The organism is Marinimicrobium agarilyticum DSM 16975 (assembly GCF_000423345.1).
Lineage (GTDB): Bacteria > Pseudomonadota > Gammaproteobacteria > Pseudomonadales > Cellvibrionaceae > Marinimicrobium > Marinimicrobium agarilyticum.
Map to the genome: position 1 here is coordinate 47,271 of NZ_KE384008.1, position 13,132 is coordinate 60,402.

Genomic DNA, 13,132 nt, shown 5'->3' on the forward strand with positions numbered 1-13,132 from the left:
CTTCAGGAAAATTGGCTGAGGGGCTCCGGCACCTATTGTTCGGCCTGCTTCTGGTGAGTAACGCGTTGGTGGCCTCGGGGCCCGGCGATATTCAAGCCGTCGTTGAAAAAGACGGGAACAGGGTCCGCTTCTCGGCCGACAATGCGGATGTGCAGCTTGAGTTCTGCACACCCTCCATGGTGCGCGTACGCAGTAGCTGGGATCGGGAGTTCGATGAAAATTCAGCGCTCGGGCTGATGGTTCCGACCAATGAGTGGCCTTCGGTGTCGGTGCGTTCCACGGAGATGGACGACTTCTATAAGCTTGAAACAGACGCCCTGACCATCCGTGTCTATAAATCGCCCCTGCGGCTTGAGTTTTATACCTCCGATGGCACCTTGTTATCCACGGAGAAACTCAACACGCAAGCTGCAGGAATGGTTCGGGAAGAGCAGGGAATTGCCGTCCATAAAAAGCTCCATGCGGGCGAGCAGGTCTTCGGGTTTGGTCAGCGCATGGACTTTGTCAATCAACGGGGGAAAAGACTGGAGCTGACCGTTGGGCGCGGCATTGGCCGCCCCCATATCGTCGGGGCTTACAATATTCTTGAAGCCAACTATAGCCCGGTGCCGTTTTTTATGAGCACGCGGGGGTACGGCATCTTCCTCCATACCCCTTACACGTCCCACTGGGATATGGGGCGCTCCAACCCCGACTCATATTCCTTTAAGGCCAAGGGGGGCGAGCTGGATTATTACTTTATGGCCGGCCCCGGCTTTCCCGCCATTCTGGATCTGTATACCTCGGTGACCGGCAAGTCACCGCTCTTGCCGAAATTTGCGCACGGCCTGCATGTGGGAACCTATAGCGGCGGCACCTGGGGGTATGAGGAGCATACTTCCACGGATTACGTGGTCGAGCTGGGCAGAAAGTTCCGGGAAAAGGGCATCCCCGTGGACCTGATTCATCTGGACTCCACCTGGCGACTGTTTGGTGAACACGGCGGCAGTGGGGCCACCACTTTTGAATGGCGCAACACTTTTGACGAACCGGAAGCCATGTTCGATCAGCTATATGATATGGGCTACAGCATGGTGGGCGTCCACGTTCGTCCGCGTTACGACAATGGCGAAAAATACAAGCTGTTGGATCAGGCACGGGAAGCCGGCATGGTCTATCCCGAGCCCCATGACTCGGGCGAGTTTGTCAATTTCTTTGATCCCGAGGCGGTGGACTGGTGGTGGGAGAATGGCGCCATGAAAGTGGTTTCCCAGGGAGCCATGTTCTTCAAAACCGACGAAGGCAGCGCCTTCGGGAGAAAGGCAAACGAAAGCAACAAGACGGGGCCGACCGGGACGGAGGCGGAGCGCCTGCACAACCTCTTCCCCCTGGCCTACGCCAAAGCGCCGTTTGAAAAGTTCAGTGAGCACAATGCCATGCGCGGTTTGAATCTGACCCGCGAAGGCTATGCTGGCATTCAGCGGTATCCCTATATTTGGGCCGGTGATTGGCCCAGCGAGTGGCAGTATTTCAAACCGGTGATTCGCGCGGGACTCAACATGGGGCTCTCGGGCGTCGGTTATTGGTCTCACAATATGGGAGGCTTCGAGCACAAGCCGGATCCGGAGCTGTATATCCGGTGGACGCAGTTTGGACTCTTCAGTCCCATGGCGCACCTGTTTGGTATGGATCACCCCGGTTACAAAGAGCCCTGGAGTTATGGGGAAGAAGCTGAGCGGATCTTCAAGCAGTACGATCGCATGCGCTACCGGTTTATTCCCTACCTCTACAGCGAGGCGTATCAGATGCACCGCACCGGGATGCCCATGATGCGGGCCCTGGTGCTGGAATATCAGGATGACGAAAACACTCACGATATTGATGACCAATACTTATTGGGGAGCAACCTGCTGATCGCTCCGGTGACCACAAAAGGGGCGAAAACCCGTGTGGTCTATTTGCCGGAAGGCACCTGGTATGACTACTGGAATGGTCAAGCTTACGAAGGGAAGCGTTACCACAATATCGTTACGCCATTGGAAAAACTGCCGATCTTCGTCAAGGCCGGCGGCATTCTGCCTCAACAAAAAGTGTTGAACCTCGGGCAGGAAACCGCCGATCGCATCACGCTTGAGATCTTTCCGGAGGGTGAGTCTTCCTACGACATCTACGATGATGATGGCAAGAGCCAGGACTATGAGTCCGGCGAGTACGCCATTACCGACGTTACCGTTAAAGAAGCCGACGATAGAACCCTTATCAAAGTGGCAGCGCCTCGGGGCAAGTATGAAGTGCCGGAGCGCCGCTACGCGCTGAGAGTTCATGGTGGCTCCGCTCCCCAGGCTGTTTATGAGGGCGGGAAGCCGCTCCCCTCTTTGCCTACGGCGTCCGCGTATGAAACGCATGGACCCAAAGCGGGTTGGTATTTTGACCAAAACGCTGGTGAGCTCCATGTGAACCTGGCGGGAACCAGTAAAGAGGCGATTACCGTTGCAATTACCCGGTAGGCCTCGTTTTCCTTACTGAAGGGACTGGTTGGGCGCACAGTTAGACGCTGTGTCGCCAAGCCATAAAAATTGAGAGACCCGAAGAACATAAAAACCACGAATGTAGGATGGTCATGACCATGAGATTTCCCAGAACTTTCGCTTTGTTAACGCTCGCGTTGCTTCCCTGGACCTGGGTCACTGGTGCTCAGGCAGAGGAAAAGCCCGAGGCACAGCTGCATTGGCTGAAGCACGATACGGCCCGGGACGCGGTGGGTACCACATGGGGAACGCCTTGGCCCCAGGGGGCGGTCGAGCCGGAAAGTGAATTTACCCTGAGCCCGGAATCCGGCCAACCCCTGCCTGTGCAGAGCTGGCCGCTGGCCTACTGGCCCGATGGCTCGCTGAAGTGGAGCGGGCATGCGATCGCCCCTCTTGAGGTGGACTCTATCGCGCTGACGCTTCGCCCCGGCGACGCCACGCAACCAGCGCAGGCGCTGACCGTGAGTGAAAACGAAGAGAGCATTCGCGTGAACACCGGCTCCATTCAGGCGGTCCTCCCAAAATCCGGCAACCGGTTAATTCATTCAATTACCCGTGAAGGTCGGGACACCTTGCACAACGGGCGTCTCGTCATCCTGTCCCAAGGGCAAGCCGAAGCCGAAGTGGGGGAGCCGCTGACGGTGAACGCTTTCACCGGTCGCCTCGATAAGGTGACACTCGAGCAGGCCGGGCCGGTGCGCGCCGTGGTCAAGCTCGAGGGCAAGCACGTCGGCGAAAATGGACGAGCCTGGATTCCTTTCGTGGTGCGCCTATACTTTTACGCCGGAGATGATTCGGTGCGTATGGTCCATACCATGATCTATGACGGTGACCAGAAGCGGGACTTCATTCGAGGGGTGGGCGTTCGTTTCGATGTGCCCATGGAGGGCCCACTGCACGACCGGCATGTGCGCTTTTCCGGGGAGGACGGTGGACTCTTTGCGGAAGCCGTGCGCGGGATCACCGGTTTGCGGCGAGACCCCGGTGAGGCGGTACGCGACGCACAAACCGCTGGTCGGGCCACGCCGCCCCTGGACGAGTGGGCCAGAAGCGTTTCCGAGCGCATAGACGTGATTCCGGCTTTCGGGGATTACACCCTCTCACAACTGACCGCCGACGCTTTTGAAATTCGCAAACGCACCCAGCCCGGATTGGCCTGGCTCGACTCCGCCGAGGGCGGGCGTTCGAGCGGGCTGGGTTACATTGGCAGCCCCGAGGGTGGAGTGGCCTTTGGCATCCGTGATTTCTGGCAAAGCCATCCCTCGCAACTGGATATTCGAAACGCCAGAACCGATAACGCCGAAGTGACCATGTGGCTCTGGTCGCCGCAAGCCCGGCCCATGGATATGCGTTTTTATCACGACGGTATGGGGCTGGATACCCACGAAAAGCAGCTCGATGCCATGGGGGTAACCTATGAGGATTACGAACCCGGGTTTGCGAGCGCCACGGGCGTAGCCCGCACCAGCGAGCTGCGCCTATGGGCGTTGCCGGCCACACCGGACCGTGAAACCACGGTCCAGATGGCTCGAACCCTGGCCCAGCCACCACAAATGGTCGCCCGTCCCAAAGACTACGAAGCGGCCGGTGTTTTCGGGGCCGCCATCTGGGACCTGCCGGATCGTTCCACCCCCGCCAAAACCGCGATTGAAAATCAGGTCGACTTTTATCTGGATCACTACCTGACTCAGGTGGAGGAGCACAACTGGTACGGTTTCTGGGATTACGGCGATGTGATGCACACTTACGACCACGATCGCCACACCTGGCGTTATGACGTCGGTGGTTTCGCCTGGGCCAACTCCGAGCTTTCACCCGACATCTGGCTCTGGTATTCCTTCCTGCGTACCGGCCGGGCGGACGTCTTCCAGATGGCCGAGGCGATGACCCGCCACACCGGCGAGGTGGACGTGTACCACCTCGGGCGTTTCGAAGGTCTCGGTTCCCGTCACAATGTCAGGCACTGGGGCGACAGCGCGAAACAGTTGCGTATCAGTACGCCCGCCAACCGTCGCTTCTATTATTTCCTGACAGCGGACGAGCGGGTCGGGGACTTGATGCGCGCGACCCTGGGAGCCGAACGCCGCTTATTGGACGTGCCACCGCTGCGCAAACTCGATCGCCCCCAGCCAGATTTCACCGGTAAGCCGTATTCCTTGATGATGGGGTTGGGAACGGACTGGAACTCCGTGGCCGCCGCCTGGCTGACCGAATGGGAGCGCACGGGAGAGCCGGAATATCGGGACAAGCTCTTGCGCGCGATGCGCAGTATCGGTGAATTCGAACACGGTCTGCTTTCGTCGGGCACCGCTTACGATCCAGACACCGGTCGCTTCTACCACGTGGGGGAGGGTGTCTCCGGTTCACATCTGGCCATGGTGTTCGGGGGCGTGGAGATCAATGCCGAGCTGATTCAACTGCTGGACGTGCCCGAGTACGAAGCCGCGTTCATCCAGTATGGTCGCTTTTTCAATGCCTCTTCTGAGGAGAAGGCCGAGATCATTGGCCAACCCTATAACCGAAACCTGAATCTGGGGCAGGCGCATTCGCGCATGACGGCCTACTCCGCCTGGAAGTTGGACGATGAGGCTCTGGCAGAACGGGCCTGGAACGAATTTTTCAGTGGTAGAGCCGGCATCAGGATCTTTGGTACACCCTATCCGACCAGAACGGTCAGCCCCCCCGAGGTGCTGGCCCCGGTGACCGAAGCTCGTGGGGTATCCACCAATGCCGTGTCGCAATTCGGTCTGACGGCGATTCAGATCATGGCACTGATTGGCGAGGAGGCGCCGGAAGAAATTCCGGAGCGCGATTGATATGGTTTGTCGACTGACCGCTGTAGGGTTGAAACGGAGTGGCGAAATCATGCGGGGATTGTTGCTATTGTGCCTCCTTTTCCCAATGGTTGCGCAGGCAGAAGAGATTCGACCGTTTCCTGCGGAGGTGGCCCCTGAAAATGTGCCATCAACCGCGTTTCCGCTGGTGGCTGATGGTCGTGCCGCCCCTCTGGTAGTGGCCAATGATGCCGCCAGCGTGATCAAAATTGCCGTGCACGATCTCGCTGACGATGTAGAGCGCGTGACCGGAGTACGCCCGGCTATTCGCCACCGTCCGCCAGACAGCGCGCCTTATGTTCACGTGGGAATCGCTCCGGCGCTGGAAGATCGTTGGGAAGCATTTCGGCTTTCCGCGGACTCGCGGGTGCTGGCGGTCGAGGGCGCTGACCCTCGCGGTGTCGCGTACGGCCTCTACGAGCTCTCGCGTCGTATTGGTGTCTCGCCCTGGTATTGGTGGGCCGATGTGCCCGTGGAACGGCGGGACCAGCTGTATCTGAGCGCTGGCCGTGAACCGGTCGATGCGCCCGCCGTGCAATACCGCGGCATCTTCATCAACGATGAGTGTTGGGGGTTGGGTGCCTGGGCCGCGAAAACGTTTGAACCGGCGGTGGGCACGCTCGGGCCGAAAACCTATGAACGGATTTTCGAACTTTTGTTGCGCTTGCGCGCCAACGCCATCTGGCCCGGCATGCACCCCTGCACCACACCGTTTCATCAGGTAGAAGGTAATAGCGACCTGGCCGACGATTACGCCATCGTGGTCGGCTCCAGCCATGCCGAGCCCATGTTGCGCAATAATGTGGGGGAGTGGGACGAGCCCAAAGACCATTTTAACTTCCTGTCACACCGCGACAAAGTTCTCAACTACTGGGAAGAAAGAGTGAAGGAGCGCCGTTCGGGCGAAAGCCTCTGGACGTTGGGCATGCGCGGCATTCACGACAGCGGCATTGTTGGTCCGGACTCGCAGGAAGAACGCATCGGGGTTCTGGAAGATATTTTTAAAGCCCAGCGTCACCTTCTGGCCGAACATCTCGGTGACGGTGACCCCACCGAAGCGGCGCAGATCTTCGTGCCCTACAAAGAAGTCCTCAAGGATTACAACGCGGGCCTGAAGGTGCCAGAGGATGTGATGATCGTCTGGCCCGACGACAACTTCGGTTACGTGCGTCGTTATGCCACCCCTGAGGAACGGGAGCGGCCCGGTGGTCTGGGTGTTTATTACCATCTGTCCTACCTGGGCTCGCCGCTTTCCTGGCTCTGGTTCGACTCCCAGTCGGTTTCCCTCGTCTGGTCGGAAATGACCCGCACCTACGAGCAGGGGGCACGCTCATTCTGGGTGGGCAATGTCGGCGACCTAAAAGCCCACGAGCTGAGCACCGAGTTTTTTCTCGATCTCGCCTGGAACGCGGATCGGACCAGCCCGGACGCGCCGATGCAATTTCTGCACGATATGGCGGCCCGGGATTTTGGGCCCGAGCATGCCGATGCCATTGCCGCCATCTGGCGGCGCCATCAGCACCTGGCCTTCGCGCGCAAGCCGGAACACCTGCAGTGGCATCTCTCGCTGGAACCCTATGAACCGACCGAGCTGACCGATACGGAGATACATCGCCGTCTGGAAGCCTATCGAGCCCTGGTGGCGGATACGGCGCAGGCCTCCAAAGCGTTACCGGAAGCGGCACAGGATGCCTTCTTTCAACTGGTGGAATATCCGGTTCGGGCGGCGGCCGCGGCCAATGAGCGCTATTTTCTGATGGAACTGGCCCGTCGGCAGAATGCCCGTGGTGCCGAGGTTGCGCAAACGACCGTTGTCAGAGCCGAAGACGCCGCGCACCGAATCGAATCGCTGACTCGGCGATACAACCAGGAGCTCGCCGGCGGCAAGTGGCAGCATATTCTGACCGCCGGTGGCGTTTCCCCTGACGATTGGCCACGCTTTCAACCCGACCCCATTCCCCCGCTGGGCTCACAGACGGACGTGATCAGGGACGCTTTGGTGTCGGAATCGAGCGACCAGCCTTTTCAGGTTCAGAAGGCGCCCCCCGACGCGCGAGCGGGGGATTTCTACGAATCCGAGGGTGTGGTCTCCATCAACGCCGGACACTTCACCGGCCGAAAGGATCATGGTGAGGGCGGCTGGCGCTCGGTTGAAGGACTGGGCCGCACTGGTTCGGCGGTGACGGTACTCCCCTCCACTCTGAACATTGATCCCGACTCCGCTCCGCGACTCAGCTATCGCTTTCATGTGGCCACTGGAGGGAGGGCCCGGGTTCATCTTCGGCTCTTGCCGACCCACCCGATTGTGCCCGGCAACAGTTTGCGCCTGGCGCTCGCATTGGATGATGGCGACGCGTTGCCGGTGACCGTGACCGAGGGCTTTGATACCTATAGCGATGAATGGAAAAATCGGGTGTTGGCCAATGCCACTGAAACCACCCTGGAGCTGAATGAAAAACTTGAACCGGGCTGGCATACGCTGCATCTGGTGGCGGTGGACCCCGGTGTTGTCGTGGATAAAATCGTGATCGATTTCGGGGGGCTTCAGCCCTCCTATGACGGTCCGACGGAAACTCGGGTCGAGCACATGAGCGCCGGGGAAACCGAAGCGGTTTCCTATCGCTTGGATTTCGGTTCCGGCGCCGTGGCGGATGGCTACACAGGGGTTGGATCGGAAACGCGGTACTCCGCTGAACGGGGATATGGCTGGGTGGGTACCAATACGCCTGAGTGCAGTAAGAATGAGGTGGATGCGCTGCGAGGCGATGTCTGCGTCGCTAACGAGCCTTTCACTCTTGCGGTCGATGTTCCCGAAGGGAATTACAATGTGTCGGTTATCTTCGGCGCATCGGAATCCGCGTCGGAGAACACGGTGAAGGTGGAGGCGCGCCGGTTGATGCTTCATTCGGTTTCGACAGAGGCGGGGAAGCGAAGGAGCGCGACCTTCACCGTGAACCGGCGAAGCCCGCAGCTTGAAGGGTCGGCAAGGGTTTCCCTGAACGCCCGTGAGCAGGGCCCGCCGATGATCGCGCACTGGGATAAGCACCTGACCATTGAGTTCCTAGGCAATCCCGCCGCCGTGGCTGCACTGCATATCGAGCCGGCGCCGGCAGCGACTACCGTATTCATTGCGGGGGATTCGACCGTAACGGATCAGCGTAATGAGCCCTGGGCCGGTTGGGGGCAGATGTTGCCTTCCTTTTTCAAGCCGGGCGTGGCCATCGCCAATCACGCCGAATCGGGCCGCGCCCTTTACAGTTTTGAATCAGAACATCGGCTGGAGAAAATTCTCGACACCATGAAGCGCGGAGATTACCTGTTTATTCAGTTCGGCCACAACGACCAGAAAGACAAGAGTGACGGTGCCGGGCCCTTCACCACCTACCAGGAAAATTTGCGCGAGTACATTGCGGCGGTGCGCAATAAAGGCGGCATCCCCGTGCTGATCACGCCCATGGAGCGTCGCCGTTGGAGTGAAGGAAAGCCCGGAGAAACCCTGACGGATTTTGCCGTGGCGATGCACCAAGTGGGAGAGGAGCAGGGCGTGCCGGTCATTGATCTCCACGGCATGAGCCTGGAGCTCTACGCGGCGTTGGGAGAGTCAGGTTCCAGAAAAGCGTTTGTGCACTATCCGGCGAACACCTTTCCCGGTCAGGATCAGGCACTGAAAGACAATACTCACCACAGTCCCTACGGGGCCTACGAGTTGGCTCGTGCCGTGGTTAAGGGTATCCGGGAAAAGGTGCCCGGGCTGGCGACGCATCTGCGCGAGAATGTGCCTCCGTTTGATCCCGCCGAACCGGACGCCCCGGATGCCGTGTTCGTCCCGGCAAGCCCGGTGTTTGAGTTGGAGAAACCCGAAGGAAATTGAGCCTTACATTCGATGTAAGGCTATTCCACGAGCTGCAACGAACTGTCATTTATCTCGAATTCATTATTCTCGAGCATCAGGATGACTTCGGCACCGGCCAGCATGACGGGGCCGTAACCGTGTGCGGCGTATACGTTCACGGGTCGGTAATAGTAAAAGGCGGGATCAAAACCCATGCCGGTGCCCACACAGGTTCCCTCGATCTGGCCGGCATCATTGACCTGTGTTGCAACGGCATTCCACGCCAAAAGTACGGCGGGAGCGTAGGCCTTTTTGTCGATATAGCCTCGGTTGATGGCCCTTGCCATCGAGTAGGCGAATATCGCCGTGGCCGACGTTTCCAGGTAGGTGTCATTTCGGTCGAGCAACTGGTGCCATAGGCCGGTACCGTCCTGGTAGGCAACAAGCCCCTTGATGTGCGCTTTCAATTGATCCAGGACCCCGGTGTAACCGGGGTGGTCTTTGGGTAGCACCTCCAGCAACTCGACCATGGCCATCACCGCCCAACCGTTTGCCCGTCCCCAGTGGAACTCGGGGTGGTCCTCCATACCCTGCACCCACCCGTGCATATAGAGGCCTTTGTCTTTGTTGAACATCCGTTCCGAAAACTGATGGATCTGTTTGACGGCATCGTCAAAATATTTCCCTTCTCCGGAATAATGCCCCATTTGAGCCAGCGCCGGAACGCTCATAAACAGGTCATCCAGCCAAAGGGTGTTGTCATGAGGTCGGTTGCGGGCCAAGGTACCATCCTCAAGACGAAACTGCTCTTCGCTGATGTACTCGAGAAAGTTTTCTATTAACGGTTCTACCGGTGCGTCCAACCCGTTCATTTTCGCCTTGATCATGGCGGCAGCCAGGGAGCCGGAATCATCGAGCGAGTCGGGCTCCAGAACACTTCGAATCGGTGAGCCTCTGAGGCCTTCAGTGCTGTGATTTTCGGCAATGTTCGCGATAAGCGTTAAACGGCTATTGGTATAGTCCGCATAGTAGGGTTCACCCGTTGCTTCGGACGCCAACAACATGCCCGCATAGGTGACACCCCACTCATAGCCGGTAATGTGAAAAGAGGTATCGTCGAAAGACAGACTCCCTCTCATTGCGCCAGAGTCCGTCACTACCTTTCCGGTTTTCGCATCCACAACGGCGGAGGCCGAGTTCTCATCGAGAAAGCGGTAGACCCTATCCAGGACGGACTTTACGCTCTGCACTTCCGGTGCCCCATAAGGGGTTGGATACTCGGCGGGAAGCAGATGGAGCGGCACCCTTGCGTCATTGGGTTGGGCCATGGCGGTAGTGGCCCAGAGGCACAAAACGCTCAATGCGAAATATCTGGGTAAGAGGCCGGAGGTGAGTTCAGGTGTTATTTTTTTAAATGATGGATGCATGATAGGAATCTCCATAGGCTACGTGGCGCACTGGCGCAAATGCTCCAGAATACCCTGCACATTCCCGGGGTTAGTGCTCTCGAGAATGGTATGAATGCCGGGTTTGAGCTTCTGGATCAGCGACATCAAATAGCGATGATCCATTTCACCGGTACCGGAAGGCAGGTCACCTTCTTTCTTGCCGTCCTTGACCACAAAGTCTTTGCTGTGAATTGCGACGATACGATCGCCAAAGAGATTGAAAGCCTCATCCATTAATTCTTGCTGACGATGGCATTGGTCCAGCGGGAAAAAGTTGACCGGGTCGTAGATCACCTGAACGTTGGGGGAGTCCACCATCTCCAGAAGCTCCAGCATCTTCTCGTAGCTATGCACCGTATGATGGTGTGCCACCCCCTCAATGCCCACAATCGTGCCATAGGTTTCGGCGGTTTTCGCCAGGCGTCGGACGGCGTCCACCAACTCCAGGAATGACTCCTTTGTCTGACTGTCCGGGTGATAGCTGCAGTCGCCGTTCTTTGAGCCGGTCTCGGTGCCCACAATGGCGCAGCCGAAATCCCGCGCAAAGCGCAGGTGTTCTTCAAAACGTTTGAGGCCCTGCTCTTTGGCGACCGGGTCGGGGTGAATGGGGTTGATGTAGCAGCCCAGTACGGCGATCGCAATGCCCTGCGCGGCGAAGGCATCGCGAACCTGATTGGCAAACCCGGGGCTCAGTTGCCCGGGTTGCTCGCCAATCACAGGGAACGATTTGGCGGGGGCGAGTTGCACGCAGGACACATCGTACTGGCCAAGCATGGCCGCAATGTCGGCGGGGGTACCCTGGCCGTAGTCGTGTGCTCTCAGGCCCAAGTTCAGCATAGTGTATGTCCTTCTTAAACAGTCAGTGAATGATGATCGACGATGGTTCAGGGCTGCTCTTCAAGGATGGCTTCAAGCTCATCGGCCACGATACGCGCGGTGAATCTGGCACCGTCGAGGGAGGTATGCGTGTGCTCATCGGCGAAGAATGATTCCACATGCTCAGGCCCCAGCTCGTCGTAGCGATCGGCGACCAATTTGTGCAGGTCTATCAGGTGGACTCCGCTTTCTGCCGCGATTTGTCGTGCCCACTGAGGGTAGCTGTTTTCCGGGCGGACAATCTGCTCTGCGCTTTCATCCCAGATTTTCCGGGGCACCGGGGTAAAGAGCACCGGTGTCACGCCGCGGGCCATCGCTTCACCGATCATTTTGCGCAGGTACCAACCGTAAGTGTGAACCGTCTCGGTTTCGCCCGTCAGCCTATTGTCGATGGTTTCCTGTGCTTCGCTGATACCATCAATCGTGCCGCGCGCACGTTGTTTGTCATTGAGCGCCGCGGAATCATTGTGGCCAAACTGGATCAGCATATAATCGCCCGGGCGGGTCATGTTCAAGGCTCGCTTCCAGTGGCCTCCCGTCACGAAAGTCCGGCTGCTGAAACCGCCGATGGCGCGATTGACCAGGTTGTATTGATTGCTGTCGAGATAGTGCCCGAGGAAGTCGCCCCAGCCCCACTGGCCGCCGGCGCCATCGCCCCAGCCGTTGCGAACGGTGGAGTCGCCCACCATGAAAATGCTGGTTTTTTCGGGTGACGCCACCACGGGTAAGCGTAAGAAAGTCCAGTCATAAGCGCGGACCTCGCGACCTTTTTCGGAATACAGGTCCGCCGCCAGAGTAGGGCGCAGCCCTTTCAGGGCCGATACGATGGTCTCGGCATGGATCTCGGCGCCGGCCGCGTTGAAGTGCGTGTGGTCTTTCGGATAGAGCGCCGATACCTTTTCGGGCCCCAGCTGTTCCAGCTTGTCAGCGACCAGGTTGGTCACGTCAATAAACGGTGTATCCAGCTCCCAGGCCAACTGATGCATCCAGTGCCCATATTGGCCGTTACGCCGCTCGATTCTGCCTTGATCCCACCGATTGCGTGCGGTCAGCGAGAGCAGTACCGGCGTTGCGTCTTTGGCGCGGACGTCCGCGACCATCTGACGGATGTAGTGGCCGAAGGTATAGACGGTTTCCTCTTTTCCGGTCACCTGATTGGATATGTCGGTCTGCTCGTCTCCCAGGCCGGGCAGGGAGCCGCGCGCGCGGCTGTCGTCGTTGATTTCACCGGCGTCGTTGTGACCGAATTGGATAAGCACCAGGTCACCGGGCTGTACCTCTTCCATCATGGATTGCCACAGACCTTCGGTGATAAAGGTGCGGCTGCTTCGGCCGCCGCGAGCCCGGTTCTCAACGGTTACCTGTTTCTTGTCGAAATAGGTCTGCAAGAGCGCGGCCCAGCCCTGGTGGTCTTTATCGCTGTAGGAGGCGGCGGTGGAGTCTCCCGCGATGAAAATGTGTTGGGGGCGCAGGTCGTCGGCCAGGCAATGCTGTCCGAGCATGAGAGTGAGGACGAGGGTGATAAAACCGGTGGCTCGTCGTGACTGCATGCGGAGTTCCTCTTGGGTCTGACGGTGGTTGATTCCCGTGCTTTTATTGTCTTTTAACGCTGGATACCGGGCAGTAGGCGGTGAC

General features: G+C 58.5%; 6 protein-coding genes. 3 read left to right on the plus strand and 3 right to left on the minus strand.

What is annotated here, in order from left to right:
• Positions 1 to 11: 11 nt before the first annotated feature.
• The 3 genes from G547_RS0116125 to G547_RS22835 all read left to right on the plus strand — a co-directional run bounded on the left by G547_RS0116125 (position 12) and on the right by G547_RS22835 (position 9,212).
• On the plus strand, positions 12 to 2,486 hold the full coding sequence (locus tag G547_RS0116125) for a glycoside hydrolase family 31 protein (protein WP_027330724.1): 2,475 nt from the start codon (positions 12 to 14) through the stop codon (positions 2,484 to 2,486).
• Positions 2,487 to 2,605: 119 nt separating this feature from the next.
• Positions 2,606 to 5,323 carry an exo-rhamnogalacturonan lyase family protein gene (locus tag G547_RS21875; RefSeq protein WP_211224584.1) on the plus strand — a complete coding sequence of 906 codons (2,718 nt, stop codon included), beginning with the start codon at positions 2,606 to 2,608 and terminating at the stop codon, positions 5,321 to 5,323.
• A gap of 142 nt (positions 5,324 to 5,465) precedes the next feature.
• Positions 5,466 to 9,212, plus strand: a complete 3,747-nt coding sequence (locus G547_RS22835) for a glycosyl hydrolase 115 family protein (protein WP_169449465.1) — start codon at positions 5,466 to 5,468, stop codon at positions 9,210 to 9,212.
• Between the two features lie 20 nt (positions 9,213 to 9,232).
• Here the strand turns inward: G547_RS22835 and G547_RS0116140 are convergent, their stop codons facing one another.
• From G547_RS0116140 to G547_RS21885, 3 genes are all read right to left on the minus strand, one after another.
• Positions 9,233 to 10,534 carry a glycoside hydrolase family 88/105 protein gene (locus G547_RS0116140; RefSeq protein ID WP_027330725.1) on the minus strand — a complete coding sequence of 434 codons (1,302 nt, stop codon included), beginning with the start codon at positions 10,532 to 10,534 and terminating at the stop codon, positions 9,233 to 9,235.
• An 84-nt stretch (positions 10,535 to 10,618) separates the two neighbouring features.
• Entirely contained in the window at positions 10,619 to 11,458 is an 840-nt protein-coding gene (locus tag G547_RS0116145; protein WP_036189197.1) for a sugar phosphate isomerase/epimerase family protein, read from the minus strand.
• A 47-nt stretch (positions 11,459 to 11,505) separates the two neighbouring features.
• Entirely contained in the window at positions 11,506 to 13,047 is a 1,542-nt protein-coding gene (locus G547_RS21885) for a rhamnogalacturonan acetylesterase (RefSeq protein WP_051235622.1), read from the minus strand.
• Positions 13,048 to 13,132 lie beyond the last annotated feature (85 nt).

Coding starts and splice junctions, on each gene's coding strand:
- G547_RS0116145 (WP_036189197.1), bottom strand. CDS start 11,458: ATGCTGAACTTGGGCCTGAGAGCACACGACTACGGCCAGGGTACCCCC.
- G547_RS21875 (WP_211224584.1), top strand. CDS start 2,606: ATGAGATTTCCCAGAACTTTCGCTTTGTTAACGCTCGCGTTGCTTCCC.
- G547_RS21885 (WP_051235622.1), bottom strand. CDS start 13,047: ATGCAGTCACGACGAGCCACCGGTTTTATCACCCTCGTCCTCACTCTC.